Origin of the sequence: Flavobacterium limi, from assembly GCF_010645075.1 — a bacterium.
In the GTDB taxonomy this organism is placed as follows: domain Bacteria; phylum Bacteroidota; class Bacteroidia; order Flavobacteriales; family Flavobacteriaceae; genus Flavobacterium; species Flavobacterium limi.
The window spans coordinates 60247-82098 of the sequence record NZ_JAADZV010000014.1; the positions used below are offsets into that span (position 1 = coordinate 60247).

General features: G+C 37.5%; 10 protein-coding genes and 1 pseudogene. 2 read left to right on the forward strand and 9 right to left on the reverse strand.

The window, feature by feature from the left end:
* Positions 1 to 46 precede the first annotated feature (46 nt).
* On the reverse strand, positions 47 to 2143 hold the full coding sequence (locus tag GXM16_RS21315) for an alpha-L-fucosidase (protein ID WP_163396517.1): 2097 nt from the start codon (positions 2141 to 2143) through the stop codon (positions 47 to 49).
* 207 nt (positions 2144 to 2350) lie between these two features.
* Here GXM16_RS21315 and GXM16_RS21320 point away from each other — a divergent pair, with 207 nt between their 5' ends.
* On the forward strand, positions 2351 to 3205 hold the full coding sequence (locus GXM16_RS21320) for a helix-turn-helix domain-containing protein (RefSeq protein WP_163396518.1): 855 nt from the start codon (positions 2351 to 2353) through the stop codon (positions 3203 to 3205).
* A 68-nt stretch (positions 3206 to 3273) separates the two neighbouring features.
* Positions 3274 to 3839 (forward strand): annotated as a pseudogene (locus tag GXM16_RS21325) (DUF417 family protein).
* A 268-nt stretch (positions 3840 to 4107) separates the two neighbouring features.
* On the opposite strand, the gene GXM16_RS21330 reads toward GXM16_RS21325, so the two are convergent.
* From GXM16_RS21330 to GXM16_RS21365, 8 genes are all read right to left on the reverse strand, one after another.
* Positions 4108 to 6333, reverse strand: a complete 2226-nt coding sequence (locus tag GXM16_RS21330; RefSeq protein WP_163396519.1) for a DUF6055 domain-containing protein — start codon at positions 6331 to 6333, stop codon at positions 4108 to 4110.
* Between the two features lie 177 nt (positions 6334 to 6510).
* A complete protein-coding gene (locus tag GXM16_RS21335) occupies positions 6511 to 8721 on the reverse strand; it encodes an alpha-galactosidase (RefSeq protein WP_163396520.1) in 2211 nt (736 codons plus the stop codon).
* Between the two features lie 23 nt (positions 8722 to 8744).
* Positions 8745 to 9956: a M24 family metallopeptidase gene (locus GXM16_RS21340; protein ID WP_163396521.1), complete on the reverse strand. Its 1212-nt coding sequence runs from the start codon at positions 9954 to 9956 to the stop codon at positions 8745 to 8747.
* A gap of 57 nt (positions 9957 to 10013) precedes the next feature.
* Positions 10014 to 12158, reverse strand: a complete 2145-nt coding sequence (locus GXM16_RS21345) for a family 43 glycosylhydrolase (RefSeq protein ID WP_163396522.1) — start codon at positions 12156 to 12158, stop codon at positions 10014 to 10016.
* Between the two features lie 39 nt (positions 12159 to 12197).
* Positions 12198 to 14294, reverse strand: a complete 2097-nt coding sequence (locus GXM16_RS21350; protein ID WP_163396523.1) for a beta-galactosidase — start codon at positions 14292 to 14294, stop codon at positions 12198 to 12200.
* A 9-nt stretch (positions 14295 to 14303) separates the two neighbouring features.
* The gene (locus tag GXM16_RS21355) at positions 14304 to 16994 is read right to left on the reverse strand and encodes a DUF5695 domain-containing protein (RefSeq protein WP_163396524.1); all 2691 of its coding nucleotides are present in this window, start codon (positions 16992 to 16994) and stop codon (positions 14304 to 14306) included.
* A gap of 60 nt (positions 16995 to 17054) precedes the next feature.
* Positions 17055 to 18746 (reverse strand): DUF885 family protein, encoded by a 1692-nt coding sequence (locus tag GXM16_RS21360; protein WP_163396525.1) that lies wholly within the window; start codon positions 18744 to 18746, stop codon positions 17055 to 17057.
* A gap of 37 nt (positions 18747 to 18783) precedes the next feature.
* The gene (locus tag GXM16_RS21365; protein ID WP_163396526.1) at positions 18784 to 21828 is read right to left on the reverse strand and encodes a beta-L-arabinofuranosidase domain-containing protein; all 3045 of its coding nucleotides are present in this window, start codon (positions 21826 to 21828) and stop codon (positions 18784 to 18786) included.
* Positions 21829 to 21852 lie beyond the last annotated feature (24 nt).

Genomic DNA, 21852 nt, shown 5'->3' on the forward strand with positions numbered 1-21852 from the left:
ATCTTAAACTTTAAAAAACACAGCACAACTTAAGTCCCTTATATATTTACTTTTCGATTACATTGATTTCACCGATAGAAAATGTCTGACCATTTTCTTCCGTGGATTTAGCAACAAAACGCAGGTATCTTGCTTTAGTTTCAGGAAATGTTTTTACCTGTTCTACAGGATTGTTTTTAATGTTTGAAAATTCTCCCTGAGATTGTATGGTCCATTTTATATTATCTAAACTTGTGTAAAATTCATATTTGGATATTAAATTAAGATTGTTACCCACTTGTTGTGGAACATAAGTAAAACCATTAATTTTCAGAATAGCTCCCATATCAATTACTACTTCTTGTGTGAGGTTATTGATGTCGCTTCTAAAATTCCAGTCTGTATCCTGATTTCCGTCTATAATTTTATTTACCAAATTCATATCACCACTGGAAGCGGTAACAACTTTCCATTTTTCTTTAGATATTCCATATTTTACTGTTGTGACACCGCTGCTGATATTTTCATTTTTACTGATCGCGATTGCTTTTATCTGAACGGCCTTATTATATTTAAAAACACCTTTGTATAATGTGCTTTTGAGAGACGGCTTAGAACCATCAATAGTATAATAAATGCTGTTTCCTTCTTCAGATTTCATAGTAACATTTCCGGTTTTATCACGCTGAATTTCCGGAGCCCTCACAAAAGTTGGTGCATTGTAAGCCTCAATATTCGAAATTACAATACCTGCTTTTGAGTCGGTAATATTTATTTTAATTGCCGAAGCTGTAATTCTGTCAATCCTTAAAATTCTTTTATAGCCGATAGTGGTTTCATTGGCAATAGTTTTCCATTGTCCGTCAATCTTAGCTTCAACAGTAAAAGCCTTAATACGCTGCCCTAATTTTATATATTCCTGAAGCAGAATCCGATTAATTGCTACAGGCTTTACAAAATCAAATACAATTGAAGCTGTTTTTACATTATCGTCTGTTGCCCAGTAGGTATTTTTATCTCCGTCTGTTACATTTTTTGCTGTAAATAAAGCGCTCTTTCCTCTTACATTATTAGCAGAAACTTTTGTCCCGGCTAATAATTCGGTTTTAAAATCGGTTTTTATGGTTGCAACCAATTCTTTCAATCGTGCTTCATCATTTTCATGCACCAAACCTCTTCTGTCAACCGGAAGATTCAACAATAAATTCGCATTACGCCCAATTGATTCATAATAAATATCCACCATTTCATCGAGTGGGCGTACTTTATCATCTTCAACTTTATGATAAAACCAACCTGGTCTTATAGAAACATCGGCTTCGCCCGGAACCCATTTTTCACCGTCTTCATGCCCCGACATAAATTCGGTGTAATGAACTTTGCCTGCTAATTCATCTTTCTGACGTAAAAGTGACCAATTGGTTTTTCCGGCACGTCCTTCTTCGTTTCCAATCCATCTCGCTTCAGAAGGACCGACTCCCCAAACCAAAGTTTTAGGTGCAGTTTTGTAGATTAATTTATAGGTTTCATCCCAATTGTAGTATTCCAGCGTATTGATTTTTCTTGTTTCATTGGCTCCGCCGTAATAGCCATCACCACCATTGGCACCATCAAACCACATTTCGAAAACATCTCCATAATTCGTAAGCAACTCTTTCAGCTGATTTCTGAAATAGGTGATGTATTCCGATTTTCCGTATTGAGCATGATTTCTATCCCATGGGGAAAGATATAGCCCTAATTTTAAACCGTAGTCTTTACAGGCTGTGGCCAATTCTTTTACTACGTCACCTTTGCCATTTTTCCAAGGAGAATTTTTTACAGAACGTTCTGTATAAGCTGATGGCCATAAGCAAAAACCGTCATGATGTTTAGCTACTAATATAATACCTTTCATACCGGCTTCCTTAGCAATTCGGGCCCATTGACGAGCATCAAGATTAGTCGGATTAAAGAGTTGAGGAGACTCATCTCCGTAACCCCACTCCTTATTTGTAAATGTATTTAATGAAAAGTGCACAAAAGCATAAAATTCCATTTCATGCCAATCCATTTGTTTTTGTGTTGGCAATGGGCCAAATGGCTGAGGAGATTTCACTAATTCCTGAGAACAAATTGGTATTGTTATTAGAAAATAACTCAGTAATAAAAAAATATTTTTCATTAGACCTCGAATTAATATTTTATCAGTAAGACTATTAAAAATTTAAATTTAAGATAAATTAATATTCCGGCTTATACTATTTCGACCAACAACATTTTTAAAGGAGCATTGGAATCATTTTTTACACATGATACCTCCATATTTTTATTTTAGATTGAGTTTCATCATTATATAATTATATTTGTCAGCATTTCACAATTAGAAAAAATGAACAGGATATATTCTGATAACGGAACACTTTTACTTGGCCTGGAATCTGAAAAAAATCAGTTACTGGACAGTCCTGTTCAATTCAGTGTATATACTGTTATATTCATTAGTGAAGGTGAAGGAATTTATCATGCAGACTTTGCTTCTTTTGCATTTAAAGCTCCTGTGGTACTTTTCTCTACACCTCAGCAGTGCATTTATATCAGAGAAACTAAAAAAATAAGCTCAGCAACTTTACAATTCCACGGAGACTTTTACTGTATTGAATTTCACAGAAATGAGGTAGCCTGCAACGGATTGTTGTTTAATAATATTTATCTGGAACCTTCTGTAAAACTAACGGATGACCAGCATTCTTTTTATACACAGGTTACAGCCAATATTGCTGAAGAATTACTGCAGAAAGAGCCTTCAGAAATTGTACTTCGGGCGCTTTTACAGCTTTTTCTCGCCAAGTCAAGCAGTATCAAATTGAACAGTTCAGAAAGACTGCAATTGAAAAAGGACGAAAAAATGGATCATTTTAGAATATTACTGGAAGAAAATTTCCTGACCCTGCATAAACCCGGTGATTATGCATCGCTGTTATCCATTACCCCTAACAGTCTGACCAAACAGTGTAATAATCGCTTTGGCAAAACACCAACACAGCTGATTCAGGAACGTTTAATTCTTGAAGCAAAAAAACATCTTCACCTTACGAGACTCAGCATTAAAGAAATTGCATTTGCTTTAAAATTCCAGGACGAATATTACTTCAGCCGTGTATTTAAAAAAATGACAAAAATGTCGCCCCAGATGTTTCGAAAAACCACCGGCATATCTATCGTAGCAGATTTGTCTAAGGAATAACATTTTTTGTCCATCCTTTACCTCAATTTGCTGAACTAGCTTTGCATTGTAACTATAAAAAACAAACAATGAAAAGTAGTATTCTAAGCATAATAGCAAATCTGGACAAAGTAGGTAAAAAGGTGGTCCGCGCAGGTATCGTGATTGTTTTTCTATGGATTGGAGGACTCAAATTTTTCAAATATGAAGCGGATGGCATTGTACCCTTTGTGGCAAACAGTCCTTTTATGTCTTTTTTCTACGAAAACCCTTCTGACTATAAAAATTATACAAATAAAGAAGGTGAACTAATTGCTGAAAACCACCAGTGGCATGTAAACAACAACACCTATAGTTTTTCAAATGGCCTGGGTATTTTATTGATAGGCATTGCATTTCTGGTTGGAATTCATAATCTGTCACCACTGGCAAGTATGGTTGGCAGTATATTAGTTTTCATACTCACCATAGGAACTCTTTCATTTTTAATTACCACGCCCGAAAGCTGGGTTCCTCATCTGACAGATCATCAATTTGGTTTCCCTTCTTATCGGGAAGAGGAAGACTTGTTCTTAAGGATATTGTCATTCTTGGAGCATCGTTAATAACGATGAGCGAATCTGCAGCACTTTATCTAAAAAGAAACGGTCAGTAATCAACTTAACCTTTTTTACTAATGCTTTAAGAATTTCAGAAAAAAACAATAGTGTGAGGGGAATCAAATAGATAAAAACAAAAAAAAAGCCACTCCTGTGAGTGGCTTTTGATGTTAACGTCGAAAGACAAAATTCAAACCTTTTATTGGAAGATTTAAAAATATTAGCCGACTCATTTTGAATATTGTATTTTGTTTAATAGTAAAAAAGTAAAAAACAGATGTTCCTTTAATTTTGATGATACTCGAAAATCTTAAATCTTTAGATTTATTCCTTAATAAATGTTTTACTTTCAAGAGTATCTCCATTCTGAATGCGAATCAGATAAACACCCTGAGTCAAATGACTACAATTGTATGTGATGTTAATCTGACCAGCTTCATAATATTTGTCTGTTATAACATCTATCTTGCGACCATTTATATCGAATAATAAAATAGCTACTTTTTGTTTTTCAGTTTGTATAAATGAAACCGTTAGCTTTTCATGAGCCGGATTTGGATATATACTCAGGCTTACCTCAGTCTCTGTTATTGCCTGTTTAGCCGTTAGTGAAGTGCTGCAGTTAGGAGTTGTGCTAAAAGCCATTTGCGAAGCTGAAAAGTTTGTAAAATTACTATTAATGTCAATATTAGACGTATCAGTTGCTCCTTTACCATCGCATTCAGTTCTGCCGTTTCTCCAATACGGAAATTGAAGATAGACACCGGCAGTAGAGCAGCTTCCTATTTCTGCGTCACCTCCAACAACAACTGAACCTCCAAAATTTCCAGCAAAGAGCATGGCATTTCCTTTGATATTGGCAGTATTTGAAACAGAACCTCCTTCCATCCAGGCATTCCCCTCAACAATGGCACTATTGGATAAATTTGCATTATAAATACATGCATTACCTCTTACAATGGCATTCCCGTTTATAGTACCTCCATCTACCATTGCGAAATCCTCTATACGTGCATTTCCTGAAATAGTGCCGGCTCTGACAATTGCATAAGGACCAACATATACTGTTGAGGCAACATTTGCATTATTTGATACCCAGCCACCACCGTTAGTATGTAAATGCCCGTTTGTCTTAATAAAATTTCTAAAATTAGCTGCAGGCTGAAATCCTTCAGGAGTTGCATTTGCAATTTTTAGTTCGTAAGGATATCTTCTTTGTTTTGGATAACCTACATCCATATTATAATTAACGTGAACTTTTGGTGCCGAAAATACTACAAGGAAAATATTTGCTTCCGTAGCTGTATTAAGAGTAAAAGATGCTTCACCATCAGTTTTATACATAGGACTGTATCTGGAAACTGTGCCATCTGTTTTTGTAGTGACAAATCCATATCTCCATCCAGCCTGAGTTGGATTTACTTCTGTATGCCCTTTAAATTTAATAGTAACTTTTTTTTGAGTGCCTGTGCAAGTTGGATATAGTGGAATTACGTTCATCCCGTAATCCTGTGGAGCCCAGTCATTGTTAGTATAATATTGATCAGTTGTCCCTGTCACTTTTGTAAGCAATGTATATTGCCTGCTTGTGTAGCGCGGCATATATGTTTTTATACTATTATAAACGTTTCTGATTGTTTTTCCAAAATTACTCGTTGTATTAATTTGGGAATTCCATTGAATTGGATAATCAAAAGCCGGCTGCCTTTGGGCATATCCCCACAGATAATCATCGAGCTGGTCTTGTGTAAATCCTTTTAACCTCTTAATGGTCTCAAGCGGATGTTCCTGATTAATTGATTCTGCCCACATTCTCCTGGTAAAATCAAATCCTTCTTTTTCCTGAACATAATACATTAAATGAAAATTAGTGTAATGATGCCTGTTAGAAGACCACATAAAGTGCTTGGTTTGTATCCAGCGGGTCAAGGTACCGTCAATTTCAGCCCATTGAGGATAGGCCTGGGCACGCATGAAATTAGCATGGCCTTCAAAGAAAGGGCCGCCCCAGTCATATCCTGCAAATGCAGTTCCATTTCCCGGATTTTCCTGAATACGCATCATCATTTGCAGGGTATGCGCAAACTCGTGAGATAATGCTCCTCCATCTCTTGTCGCCTCGGGATGTACAAACATCGCCCCAATCGTATTGCTAAATGAACTGGCTTGTGCAAAAGCCTGTAAACGTGGATCTGTAGAATTCCATGTGTTCATCATCATGATAATGATTTTGTACTTTCCAAAATTTGTTGTTGGAGCATTATTTACAAAATGTAAATCGGTTATATAGCGTTTAAAACTAGTCTCAAGCGTATCTGCAACTGATTTTGGGGTAAATCTAAGCGACGGATCTGAATAAGTTGATGGATTAGTCCCAACCTTGTCTCCCCAGTACACTACAAAGTTTGTCGACTCGTATTTCCTGCTACTGGATACTTTATTGTAAAATTCATTGTTGGGATCACTCCATTCTGCAGGAGTAAAAAGTGTTTTCTGTGCAATTGCAAAATAACTGGATAGAAAAGCAATCACGAATAAAAGTTTTTTCATAGGGCATTTAATTATTAGGTTAAGTATTATTTCATAAAAATAGCTACAAAAACATAGTCTTTATAAGACAATATTATCAAATATTAATACTATTTTACCTAAAAAAAATAAACACAAAAAAATATGTAACAATTCATTAAGATTAGTCAAACTAAAATTTCAATGTTATACTAAAATTCAACCCTTCATATCAACAGCTGTAATTTCTAATACAACACTGCTTTCTTGCTTAAAAGAAGAAACTTTCAACCCAACTTTCATTAGAAAATCACCTGAAAAAATATTCCCTGATGCTTCAAAAGTATTTTTAGCTTCAGGCATAAGATTAATTTCATTGACTTTATATTTTTTTAAAGGATCAAGTCCTTCTAATCTGACAAGACTGTAATTAGGATCTGTTAAAGGATGCAGTGTATAACAGAAAACAACCGACTTGGTTTTATCCTGATTAATGTACATCAATACAGCCCTGCTGTCTTCATAAGGCGAAACCAGACGATACAAATCGCCATTCCAGATTACGGGACTCAGTCTTTTGTAATTAGCTACTGCTTCCTGAGCATATTTCAACTCATCTTCCTTTAAACCTCCTACTTGAATATCAAAACCCAATTTGCCCATCATCGCCACATCGGTCCTGAATTTTATAGATTGATTTCCCATCGAAGTTACATGATTACAAACTGCGAGCGCAGGATAAAAATTAGAATATCCCCATTGAATAAAAATACGATCAAAAGGATCTGTATTGTCGCTGGCCCAAAATTCTGTAAAATAATTCAACATGCCGTAATCAGTCCTCCCGCCACCGCCTGCACAAAGCATCATCGGTAGATTTGGGTATTTGCTTTTTATACGGTCTAAAACTTTATATAGCCCTTTTGTGTATTCAACAAACAAATGCGATTGCTGATTCTTCAAAAAATTAGAATAAGCACTGGTCATCATTCGGTTACAATCCCATTTGAAGAATGCCACCCCAGATTCGGTCTGCATGATATCATCAACAACCTTAAATACAAAATCCTGTACTTTTGGATTACACAAATCCAGAACCAGCTGTGTTCTGTAAAGGCTTTTTTCTCTGTTAGGCAGTGTTAATACCCAGTCCGGATGTTTTTCGTAAAGCTCACTTTTTTCGTTGACCATTTCCGGTTCAATCCAGATACCGAATTTCACATTGGTTTCTTTGGCTTTCTGCATTAAAAAACCAATACCGTCAGGAAGTTTTGTTTTGGTTGCCTGCCAGTCTCCCAAGCCCGAAGCAGAACCACTTCTTGGATATTTATTGCCAAACCAGCCGTCATCAAGCAAAAACATATCGACGCCCAACGTTTTGGCGTCTTCAAACATATTGCTCAGTTTTGCCTGATCGAAATCAAAAAAAGTAGTTTCCCAATTGTTCAGTAAAGTCAAACGGGATTTTTCTCCATCTTTAAGTCCATACTTTCTGGCCCAGTTATGCAGGTTTCTGCTCGCTTGTCCTTTTCCCTGATTTGAAAAAGTATAAATAAAAGAAGGCGTCTTAAACACAGTTCCGGGTTCTAAATTGTATTCCGAAGCAAACTCATTGATTCCTGAAATAATTCTCAATTCGTTATTGTTGTCAATATCAAATGTGAATTTAAAATTTCCCGACCAGACAATGGAACCGGCAATAACTTCTCCTATATTTTCTTCTGATTTTGAGTTTAAAGAAAGAAAAAAATTGGGTGCAGCAAACATATTAGTCCTGACACTTAATTTTGAATCGATTACTTTACCGCCTCTCGTAAGCTGGCTTTCTTCCATTCGCATCTCTTCAACCACATCGCTGTAAAACTGGGTCAGCCAATATTTTTCGGCATCTAAATGCAAAGCTGACGAAGCATAATTATACAATGTAACCGATTTTTTTTCCTGATGTTGAATTTCCGTCCACGATTCGATTACATTTTCATTGAAAAATATTTTATAATGAAGATTCACAAAAACCGGATACTTTGGATCTTTTAATTTAATGGTCATTTCTGAAGTATTTCCATCTACTTTTTGAATCGTATGACTTTGATATTCTAATTCTAAAGAAGGATTTCCGTCATTATGCGTCATCCGAATTGCAGGTTCAAATAAATTATCGGTTCCAAAAGTCGGATATACTGAATGCCGCAAATCGATTAAAGGATTTCCATCATTTATAACAAACTTTTTTGTGTTTTCTTTCGAAATGAATTCATACTCCGAATTATTATTCAGCTTTGTACCAAAATAGGTTTGATACAATTTTTTGTTTTTTCCAACCTTCAAAACCAAAGCCGAATTTTTAGTTTCCATACAAATCAAAGCATTATCCTGTGCCTGAGAAAAAGAAGAAACTAACAATAAAAGAAGTAGAAATAATCGATTCATTTTTATTTTTTTAATACTAACAATTAATATCCAAACGGATTTTCAACACTTTCCATCGGAGTTGTAAACCATTTCGGTCCGTCTTCCGTCATATAAAAATGGTCTTCATGTCTAATTCCGAATTTTCCCGGGACACAAATCATCGGTTCGTTACTGACAACCATTCCTTGCTGTAATTTTATTTCGCTTCCGCGGACTAAATACGGGTATTCATGAATGTCTAATCCTGTGCCATGCCCAACTCGGTGTGGCAATCCCGGTAAATTATAGTCTGCACTTAATCCCGCTTCCGCTAAAGTTTTACGGGCAGCATCATCGACTGATCCGCAGGTTGCGCCAATTTGTGCCGCTTCAAAAGCAGTTTGCTGTGCCTTTTTTTCCAGATTCCAAATCGTTTTGTATTCATCGGAAGGCGTTCCGTAAACATACGATCTTGTAATATCAGAAAGATATTCTTCTAATCTGCAGCCTGTATCAATAATTACAGCTTCATTTTCTTTTAAAGTCTGCGGAACTGAAACGCCGTGTGGATATTGCGTATCATCGGCAAACAAGACAATACAGAAATAAGAACCCGACGCTATTCCCGCTTTTATATGTGCTTTATTGATAAAATCTGTCACTTCACTGACTGTAATTCCTGGTCTGAGTATTCGGGCAGCGGCTCTTTGAACCTCCATCGTAATGTCTTTTGCCTGCTGAATAATGGCAATTTCATTTTTAGACTTTTGCATTCTGCAAGCCGAAGTAATGTTTTGTGAGGTTACAAAACCAAATGAAGAATTCGCTTTCGAAATTCCATCAACCAAAAAATAAGGCGAAGATTCATCAATCGCTACAAAACCTTCATTGGCATTTTTTGCTTTCAATAATTTTCCGACCAAAACATACGGCGATTCATGCTCTTCCCAGCAGTTTATAGGCGACTCTACTTTCATGTATTTTTTAAAAGTTCCTTCTTCAAATTTCGGAACGATATATTCCAGCGTACCATCTTCAAACAATAATGCACCCACCATTCTTTCTGATGGATTCCAGCGTGTTCCCGTAAAATAATACAAATTAGTTCCGGCATTTAGATACAGAACTTTTACCGAATGTTCTTTCATCAAACGTACTGCCTTTTGCATGCGCTCCTGATATTCATTTAGCTGAATAGGCTGTACATTTTGAGTTCTGTTTTCTATTTTTTCTAATTCAATGGCTGCAGTTGAACCGCTAATTCCTATTGTCATTTTTTAGTGTGTTAAAGTTGTAAGTGCTAATTTAAGCATTATGATTTCTCTCACTTATTAATCTTTTACAGGTCGTGTCTTTTCCATCACTTTGAGTAAGTCTTCCTGCGTAAGCGCATAATCGTACAAACGGGCAGAAGCAATAAAACCTGAGAAATTCTCACCAATATCTGAAGCTCCTATTATGATTTTTGCCTTATCAACAGCCGATGATAACAGCATGCTTTGCGAATTATCCAAAATGCCGTCTACATATATTTTTTCGACCACTCCGTCAAAAGTCAAAACGATATGATGCCATTTATCGGCTTCGGGAACTTTGGTATACTTCATATCAAAATGACCGTCTAAATGAACTCCTGCTCCATAATTTCCACTATTGTACGCCAGCGCATTGTATGAATTTGCCAGACCAAATTTGCTCCTGTCACACCAGGAAACCATAATTTCTTTTTCGTTTGCGATCTGCGGATTTTTAACCCAGACTGCCACTGTGTAAGAACCATTCCATGCTAAACTTTTCGGTACGGGTTTATCCAGAATTAATGATCCGTTTATAAAATTGAATGCTTTTATTCCGTCCTGTTTTGTCAGGCTGACTTCACCATTTTTTGTGAAATTCCCTCCAATATATCCTTTATTTGCAATTGTATTTAATGCTTTATTCTCTGGTATTTTAGAAGCATCGAGTTCAACCAGCAGTTTCTTAGTACTTTTAACAGCCGGATCTTTAGCCGATTTTTTATTATGTAAAGGCAATGGAATATCAAACAGGGAATCATATACTTTTATATTCCAGACTGCAGGGTAAAGTCCCGTTTTTTCTGTGCCCGAAATAGTTAGCTTTATATATCTTGCCGTTACATCATAATCGTCAATCATTGGGCTTCCTGCGACACGATTGTTCGATTTATCAGCATACATAAACCAATTTTTTCCGTTCAGAGAATATTCAAGTTTGTATTGGTAATAATAACTGGCAAATTCAAATTGGGTCATTACCCTTTTTATCTTTTTTTCAGCTCCAAAATCAACAATAAGATGCTGAGGAGTTATATTATCGGCAGCTTTCCACATAGTGGCATTATTATCATCTGTGGCAAATGAAGGTTTGTATTTATAGTCGTCTTCAGTTGATTTTAAATGATAATAAGACGATGCTGTAGTTTTTGCTCCAAGCGCAATATTTTCCGGAACTTCTGACTTTATCAATTCTTTTATTTCTTTGTTTGACGGTACTACTTTTTTGATGGTGGAATCATTTTCAAAAACCATTCGGTCCACACAAATCTGTCTGGCTAGTCCGCCGCGTGTCATTGGATAATCGTGTTTATGGTATACAATGCAATACTCGCCATTTTCTTCTAAAACCGAATGATGCCCCGGACCATGTACAGTCTTGTCTTCATTGGTGCTCAGAATCGGATTGTTTTTTCCCGGAGTGAAAGGTCCGTATGGAGAATCTGAATATGAATAACGAACATTATAGGTTTCATCATGACAGGAAGCTCCGGAATACATCAGGACATATTTAGTGCCTTTTTTCATCATATAAGCCGCTTCAAAAGGAGCCGGTGTCTGCGCTAAGGGTATGTTTACAGAATTAACCATACTACTCATGGTGCTTTTATCTAATTCACCAACAGCATACCCTCCGTTATAATGCACCCAGGTTCCCCAATATCCATAAATCTTGCCATCTGAATCCTGAAAAAACTGCGCATCAAGCGACGGAAAACCTTCACGAGGATATCCATTTGAAATAACAGGTACATCATCCTGACTTAATTTTTCCCAGGGCCCAACGGGAGAATTTGAAACATAACCATAAATGTTACAGCCTATTTCGCAGTTTCCAAAATACAGATAATATTTTCCGTCTTTTCCCTGAAGAATATCAGGAGCCCAAAAATTGGTAATGGATTTTGCTGAAAAAGAAGGGATTTCCATAACATAATTGTACCAGTTTTTAAAGTCTTTGCTGTACCAAACCGTAGGTACACCAGATGCCAGCATTTCATTATCCGTTGTGGCATAGATGTAATAAATGTCGCCAAACTTTTTAATTGTCGGATCGGCAAACCAGCCTGGTAAAATCGGATTTCCTGCTCCGGGAGCATTTATATCCATCATTTTCTGGCCTGGTATTTTTCCATAAAAAGCCAAAAGGATCAGACCATAAAAAAGTTTCTTTTTCAACATGAGATTGTATAAATTAATCAGGTGATTGCCTTTTATAAATTAATATTTCCAGACAAGGACATCAGCCGTTTTTATTGATTTTGTTCCAAAGATAATTTTTGCGTTTTTTGATAAATTAAGGTCATAGGCCTTATCAGAATAATTAACCGCTATCCCGAACCCATCACGATAATCGACCATAATTCCTTCAGGATAATCTTCGATTGATAGATTTTGTTTCTGATATAATTTTCGGATTACCTGTTTTTCAAGTTCACCATTTTTCGAATCTACACCAACATACGTCACAGTTCCTTTTCCTGATTTATGCGAAATAATCGCTGCTGTTCCTGCATAAAAATCACCTTCGTAGGTTCCCCACGTTTCTGTGCCGGTGTTAGGTTTTATTAAATCTCCCCAGCTTGTCCAGCTAAATTCCTTATTTTCAAATTTTATGGTGCCGGGTGACTGAGGCATCGGCAAATCATATGATTCTATTTGGGAACCTATCAGACTCCACATTGGCTCATAAAATTTAGATTCCCAAAGATGTCCCAGACGATTTTGAATTCCGGATCGGCAGCTCATGATTAAATTTCCTCCGTTCTTTGCGTACAAAGTCAGTTTGTCAATCATTTTCTGATCAATCATCTGATACGCCGGCACTATTAAAAATGGGTATTTTGAAAAGTTAGTGGTGTCCCTCACAAAATCAACAGGCGCTCCAATAGATTTTGCGGCTTTGTAATATTTTAAAAAGTGCCCTATTGTATTCCATTCTTTGGTCTGTTTATTCAGTTCAATTCCCATCACATTATCGGCATTGAATAGAATTCCGGTTTTGCGCTTTAAGTAATCATCCGGTAATTTTGTTTTGGCATCGTACTTTTTGCGAAGCGTATCTATTTCCTTTATAAACTGTTTAAATTCCTGTCCTCCTGGTGTTGGCGTTACTCCATCTGTACCAACAATTCCGTAATGAAACTGCTCATAACCATACAAAGGTGCACGATAACGATAGGTACAGGCAAACTTACTTCCTCCTGCAAAAACATGCCACAGCCACATTCGCACACTGCCCGGCAAAGGCTGCGGATTGATGCTTCCCCAGTTTACTTGTCCCGGCTGGAGTTCCATACAACCATACATACCCTTCAAGGGGCGAAAAAAATCATTGGACATTCCGATAGCCGTGTAGTCTCCTAAGCGATACCCATTTTTCCCGACTCCCAGACTTGAACCGTAAACCAGATAACGAGTGTAACAGTCAAAATCGAGTTCCTTGCTCATTCCAACAAAACCTTCATTATAATTGGACCTGTAATTTGAAGTGATCCATTGGTCTTTGCTAACATATTTTCGAATGGTCACTGCCTGTGAGTCTAAAAAAGTTGCGGTTTCTTCATCCGCAAATCGGTAATGATCCAGTTGTGAATGCAGGTTCATACCCCACTCCTTGTGCAGCGGAATATTTATCTCATCGAAACTGCTGTAAATACCGCTCCAGAATTTATTTCCCCAGGCATCATTCAGGGCATTAATGTTTTTATATTTTTCCTTTAGCCAGTTGCGGTAGCGCTGTTGTGCATCTGCTCCATAATCCAGAAAACGTGCCGGTTCATTGTCTACCTGCCAGCCTATAATGTTTTTATTATTACCGTATCTTTTTGCCAGCTGTTCAATCATCTTTAAGGAATAGCTTCGGTAATAATTACTTGAAAATGTTGCATGCTGTCTGGAACCGTGATCAGTTTTGGTTCCGTCCTCATACGTAGCAAGCACATCCGGATGTTTGCGCACCAGCCACACAGGAGGTGTTGCCGTCGAAGTACACATCACAATTTTCAGTTTGTATTTTGCAGCAATTCCCACTGCTTTATCAAGCCATTTAAAATCGTAAACACCTTCCTGAGGTTCGAGCTGTGCCCAGGCAAATTCTCCAAAGTGAGTAAATTCAAAACCCATTTCGGCAATGTTTTTAAGGTCTCGGTCCCATTGACTCTCATCCCAGTGTTCAGGATAATAATACACACCCACTGTAGTCAGGTCTTTCTTGGGAAAATATTTTTCGAAATTTTGGGCAATAGCATTTAAACCTGTTACTATTCCAAACAGGGTAAGCAGTAGTTTCTTTGAAAAGCTTGATCTGAATTTCATTCTTATATTTTAAAAAATAATTTGAACCGGTTTGTTTTTTAAAGCAATTTTATACGCACCTCTTTCTTTTTTATAAGACAATTTCACATCCTGATCTACTCTTAAATAAGCATTTGGCGTGTAAGTTGTTTTAGGATCTAAAGTAATTGTTACAGCACCGGTTTTGGTATTATAACTTACTTTTTTAAATGTTCCCGCATCCAGAGTCAATCCTATTTTTTTTGGTGCAATAAATACTTTCGATTTAGCCGCTGTAGTAATTTCTACCTCAACTTCATCTCCTTTTTCTGTTACATTACCTCCAAAAGCCAGCCAGCCAAAATCTTTTTCATTGGTAATAAATGTTGCCGTATTGACCGCATAACCAAAGAAACCGGAACCGTAATCACCTGATAAATAATCAATTTTAAGCGTTTCAGGATACGAATGAAAAGCAGCCGGCCCAAAACCATCTTCGGTAATATTTGAAATACCACCCAATAATCCGCCGTATCCTACTTTTAGCAGATGAAAATTATCCGGAGTCTTTTTGTATTCTTCAAGTACCGGAATCGCATTCAGAGCCGAACCATAATGATGAATCTGGCGTTCTACTCTTGATAATTTCCCTCCGTATAAGAAATCCCAGTATCTGCGGGCATTCCCATTATACGCCCAGTGTGGCATCGAAGGCATATAGGCTAAAATAGCATCAAGGGTAACTTTGGCTTTATCATTATACCCAAAATAATCCGACCACATATACACTTCTTCCTGCCCTGTTGAATCCCAAGGCATTTCACTTCCAAAAGGATAATTTAAGCTTCTCCAGTGATCGGCTCTTACCTTCATTTTTGTTTCCAGATTATTTGCCATTTCGGTATAGCCTTCAGTTTTTAAATCTTTTAAAATCAATAAAAAAACGGTTCCTTCCATTTGTCCAAACTGCGCATAATACGGTGCCAGTCTGGTCATGGCGATACTGGTTTCATAGGCATTTTTTAAGTACCAGTCCCAGCTGTGATTGGTAACCAAACCTTCGTGATATCGTGCAAGGCGGTACATTGTCCAGTGCGCAGCTGCTACATGTGGATAATTATACGATCTTCCGGGATCATCAGAACCTTTTTTGTCCCATGCAGCCCAGGTTTTATAATTTACATCTTTACTGTATGTTCCTTCCGGCATTAATTTTGGCTCGTAATAAAAAACACTTTTTTTAACACCGTATTTTAATGTATCTGCTGAGTTGTACTGAATACCGCCCCAAAGTGTTTTGTCTACAAACTGCTCCAGTTTTTCTATTTCCTCTTTTTTAGGCTCGATTAATTGTTTCATAATCGCACCAAGCCATCCTCCTGCACCACCTTCATCACTAAGCCCTGCTATCCAGACACGGCTGTCCTGACGTACCTGTTTTTTGGTTTCATAATCGTATGAGATTACAGAAGGGTTTCGGTGAAACGGATCATTTTTCTCATCAAACCATTGTGCTGTTGTAGAAAAATGACCAAAATCAGCCACTGTATTGGCTTCTGATTTGATGACTTTATAATTGATGGTCTGTACTAATCCATCTTCGTAGGTTACGGTTAATCGGGCTCTCCCCCATTTTTTCCCCTGAACTGCATATTGAAAATATCCGTTCTTGTTTTTTGATTTTTCGGTTACGGTCAAAGCACCTTCGGGCTCAATTATAAAAGATTTAACTGCTTTTTTATATTTCAGAAAAAGCTGTCCGTTTACATCCAGCGGCAATACATATCCTGGAACTCCAACTGCTAAAGGATGTTCATTTTGAATTAAAGCAGACTGAATATTATTGATCTGATCTACGAGTACAAATTTCAAAGCAAAACTTTTCGATTCGCCCTCCTGAAGCGTCAGAGATGTTGGCGTATTCCATTGTTCTGCCGTTTTCCATTCCTGCTCTGCATACGCTTTACTTAGCGGCATCCATTCGTGGAAACCTTCAAAAACAATGCTTCTTGGTGTTTCATCATCCAATAAAGGACGATAGGCTTCAAATGGCATATTTTCTTCCGGAAGCAATAATAATGCAGGTCCGTGGCCGCTTAATCTTTTTACTTCCAGATAACCGGCATCATTGCCTATATAGGGATCAAAAAACACATTTTGAACATGCGTTTCATCTAATGTTTTTCCTTCCAGAATATTATTGAAAATCATCGGAATTCCCAAAGCTCCTATTTCTACAGCGGTATTAGATTTGTTTTTTATTTCGAAACGCAGAATCAGGTTTCCGTTCTTTTCTTCGTAAAAACGCTGTATGCTTACCGGAATATCCTGTGGCAGTGTATTAGAAAGATCGGCAGCTGCCAAAACGGTTCCTGAAGCATTCAAAGCAGTAACCGCAGCTCGCTTAGCGGCCGTCGAATAGCTTTTCCATGTTCCGTCTGCTGCTTTGATACGAAGATTGATATCTCCTAATTGATATAATCCGTCTTTATCACGAATCGCCAAACGGTCACCTGGTGTAAAGTCGAAGGTTTTCTCTGCAATTGGAGACAAAGCCGCAACAGTTTGTGATGCTTTTACCAATTTTAATTCAAACGATTTTGTAGTCAGGCTGATAAATCCTTTGTCGATTTCTAAGGTCGATTTTTTCGCTTTGATTTTATCCCAATATTCCTGCGCCTTTAGATTATTTGAAACAATTAAGCAGCAAACCATCAGAGCCAATACTTTTATTTTTTTCATAACTTGTTATTTTTAAGACCGAATAAAAGGTTATTCAAGATCTATATTTTACTTTTTCAATTATTTAAAATCGGTCGAAAACTTCCAGTTCGTTTTATAATCTTCAGAAACGGGTAAATCTTCTAACAAAATCCTGAGCATTTCAACCGGCATTATATTTTCTTTTAAAACACGGTCATGAAATTGTTTTTCTGTCCATCCTTTTGCTAATAATTCATTTCTTAGCGCAAAAAACTGCAATCCTCCTGTCATATAAGCTACCTGATATAATGGTGCGTCTCCGCTGGCAAACGAACGTCTGACTTCTGCTTGTGCATTTGCTCTTTCGTGCCCTACTTCATTCACTAATAAATCAATACATTGCTGGGGTGTCATTTCTCCTAAATGATATTTTAACGAAAAAATGATTCTCGCACAGCGGTGAATTCTCCAGAATAACATTCCTAATTTTTGTTCCGGTGTCTGCGGGAATTGTTTGTTCCAAAGAATAATTTCCCAGTACAAAGCCCAGCCTTCCATCCAGAAAGGAGTATCAAAAGGCTGACGATACGATTTGTAACGGCTGTTCATAAAAAACTGCAGGTTATGTCCCGGCAATAATTCGTGCTGAACGGTTGCAAAAGAAAAATTAGGATTGTTCCCGCGCATGCTCATCAGTTTATCTTTCTGATCCATGTCTTCAGTTGGATACGAAATACTGATTTCCCAGCCCCCGGTAAAAAACGGATTTATTTTTTGACGTTCCGGCGTCATCATAATCATCTGCCAGGTTTCTTTCGTCAGTTCCGGAAAAGTTATCAAATCCCGGTCTTCAATAAATTTTACGGACTTATTGTATAAATCTGTTATCGCCTGAGGCTGTTCTCCGGCTGGAACATAAGTATCTTTTACATGTTCTAATGCTTTTTTCCAGTCTTTTCCATAACCCAATTCGGTTGAAGCTTTGATCATTTCATTTTTACACCACTCAAATTGTTTCTGAGCAGCTGTAATTAATTCTTCAGGAGAATACGGAATATATTCATAAGACAAACTTTTGATTATGGCATCTCTTCCGATCGGTTTTCCTATAATGCCGCTTCCGTCATCTTTTACACTGGTTTTGGCATAATTGGTTTTTAAAAATTCTTCGTAGGTTTTAAGTTTCTCCGACAGCTGTTTATACGGTTTTTCCATCCACCAGGTAAAATCAGGATCGTAGCTGTAATAGAATTCATAAGCCTCTTTTAATGATTTTTCAAAAGACAAAACTATTTTTGAAGCTTTATCGGCAGCAAACCAGTCTTTGAAAGGTTTACTTTTCAGCTGTTCTGTTTTTTTATCAATAACAACTCCCGCAACATCAAACGCTTTTGCAAGCTGACTGGCAACCGGTCGTTTTCCTCTTCGTCTTTCCGTTATAAAAAGATTAATCTCACCTGTAAAATCAAGTACTGAAGCTACTTCTTTGTATGCCTTGTATTCGATTTGTAAAAAATAGTCTCCTTTATTAATCAAATTTTGCAATAACAAATAATCTACTTTTCCGTCTTTAGACAGATTTTTAAAATCAATATTTTTTACTGTTTTAGACCAGTCTGCATAAAATTTAGAAAACCGCACATAGTATTCCTCCGATTCATTATTGGAATAAAAATTTTGCAGGGCGGTTTTATCTGCCTGAAATGCGTTGACCACATCTATAAGTTCGCTGGAAAACGAGGGTGTCATCATAAATAAAAATAAAATAAGGCTTAAAATTGATTTTTTCATGCTTTTGATTTGATGATTTTTAATGCTTTTCGAACTGTTATTTCAATGTAACATCAAGATAAACCGAATGACGTCCGTAGGTTTCATAAAAAGGTTTGTAAAGAACACCATCGATCGTAAATTCCAGTTTTTTAGGATCTCCCTGAATCGATTTGCTGATATCTTTTACATCAAAAGTCACTTTTCTCCAGTCTTTTCTCGGTTCCGTTTCCTGTGCTGCTAATAACACCGGACCGTAAAATAAACTCGCAACATTCTGCTGATCCATTACAGGTTCCAAATGGAATTCAAACGGCATGTGCAGTTCGATTGTATCCGCATCTTTCCATTTGCGTTTTAACGTCAGATAGCTTCCCGGCTGTGCCTTAACCTTTTCTTCTTTGCCATTTATTTTTACAAAAAATCCTTTTGTTGCCCAATGCGGTACACGAACATTGATATCAAAATTACCGCTTCCTTTAATCGTTAACTTAGTAAAATCTTCTTTAGGAAAATCTGTGGTCTGCGTGATGGTTACCTTTTTCTCTGTCCAGTTTAAAGTTGACGGCACATACAGATTGACATAAAGTACTTTGTTGTCTGCACTTTTAAAATAAACCGAATTTTGAAATTTCGTATTGCTTTCTATCGCAGTTCCGTTACAGCAGGTAAATCCTGTCATATGCGGATTTCCAAACTGTTTTACAGACCCGGGTCTTAACGGAACGTGATACGTATTCGCCGGACTGTCCTGTGCTACAGAAGATAGTATGTGATTGTAAAGTCCGCGTTCATAGTAATCCATCAATTCACCTCGCTGTTCGTATAAAAACAAATCTCCGGTTAGTTTCAGCATGTTATAAGTTGCACAAGTTTCGTTTTGACCGCCTGAAGAAAAACCATTTTCGTAAATCGTGGCCGGCTGACTGATAAAACATTCTGCATTGGCAGGGTTTCTGGCTCCTGCAACCCCTCCGATACTGTACATATAATCGTTTACCGTTTTGTACCAAAAGTTTTCGGCTATATGATAATAATCCGAAGTATTAGAATCACGGTACATTTCAAGTGCTCCCATAATCTGCGGAATATGCTGATTGGCATGCAGTCCGCGGAAAGTATCCACATTTTTTGCCAGTCCGTGAGAATGATTTGCATCACCGTAAAACACTTTGATGTTGTCAAATAGTTTTGCAACTTCTAAATAATGAGGGTCTTTTGTGATTCGGTATAAACGTGCCATCGCTTCATTCATTCCGCCAAATTCTCCGGCAATGTATCTGTTCCACATACTGATCAGTGTTTCTGTAGGCAGTTTTTTCATTCGGGCATACACCCAGTCTCCCATTCCTTTGGCAGTTTCAAGTGCTTTTTCGTTACCGCTTACTTCGTAAACATCCATTAAACCCGCCATAATTTTATGTAAAGTGTAATAAGGCGCCCAAATCTGCGTTTTTTGACCTCCGTAAGTGGCTCCTTTTTCCAGCATAATAAACTGATCCGGTGGATATGCGCTGATAAATCCTTTTCCCCAGTTCCAGTAATCAGTACGAATTCCTTCCGGACTTAAGTCTGAATCATAGTCTGTTTTTCCCGGTCCCGGAGGCACTGCTGTAGGATCTGACACAAACTTATGTCCTGCCTCTTTTGGCTGTCCCGAAAGCTGAGCCAACTGATACAAAGTATTGACCATATACTGCATCTTGTCTGCAAAATTGGCCTGTAATGCTTTGTCGTAACCTGTGCTTGCATAAGCCTGAGCAATGGCAGTCAGGTAATGTCCCGTTGCGTGTCCGCGTAATTTTGTTTCCTGCGTATCCCAAACGCCAAGCGGTTCTGCTTCTTTTGGCTGTTCCTGCCCAAAAGCATTACGAAACATATAAAGAAAAGAATCCGGATCTGTGGTAGCAAGTGTTGAAATGAACTTATTGCGGTTCTCAATAAATTTGGTTTCCTGACCGCCAATATCATCATTTAAGGTAACCTCATCAAGACTAAAAACTTCCAGTTTACGCTTTGGTGCAGCTGCTATTTTTGCTTCTTTTACGGTGATAACTGCTTTTGGCTTTAAATCGGTTCCGGAAACAATTCCTGTTACGGTATATTGCCCTGCTTTAAGCACTTCGCTATTGTCTTTTGGCGAAGGCCAGATCACACGCACTTCGGGTCCCTGAACGCCATCACGGTAAACTCCTTTTAAATAAGATGGTATTCTTGGCAGATATCCTGTTGTAGTTTCTACCTGAATATCCGGAACACTGATCAGATATTGATTGTACAGCTGTGGAGCTGTTTTTGAAAAGGCAGGCAGATCTGCAGCCTGTTCTTCCGGCGCTTCTTCCTCCTGACCTTCTTTTAATGCATTTTTATAAATTCTGTTGATTTGCTTTTCATTTAAAGAAACTCTGTAAATCCTGAAATCGTGCAGTTTAGCGTTCAAATAAGGATCGTCTTCTGATAATGATTTCCCTATGAAAAGTTTAGATTTACTGTCAAATAACTGATTCAAATTTAATTCAGCATTCTTTGTTTCGCCAGTCAATACGCCATTCACGTAAGTGCTAACTGTTTTTGACGGAATATTAAGTACGACTGCGATATGATTCCATTTATTTATGGCTATGGCAGGTGAAGACGTATTGTATTGAACTCCTTTTCCTGTTGTAATTTCTGTCTGAAGTCCTTCTTTGGCCTGAGTTCCGGCCGGTGCGGCATAAAAATGTGAACTGATACTTTTTCCGAAATCAAAAAAACGCTGCCCTTTTTGCGCAGAACGCAGATAAATCCAGCCGGTGATACTTAACGATTCTTCACCTATGATTCCTTCACCCGGAACAGAGACAAAAGCTTTACTGTCTGCCGGTAACGAAAGTACTTTACCAAACAGGTCATCGTTTACAAACTTTACTTTTACATCCTCGATTTTACCGTGCAGATTGTTTCGGGACCAGTCTTTTGCATCGCCGTCAAAAACATAGCGGGCAATTAATCCTGTTTCGCCAATTCCGTCTAAAATCTGATCACCATTTTGTGCCTGTAAAGCAGTCGTGCCGATTGCCCAAAAACTGATTACTGCACAAATAAATAACGTCCCTCTTTTCATAGTTAACTTAATTTCTTTAAGATT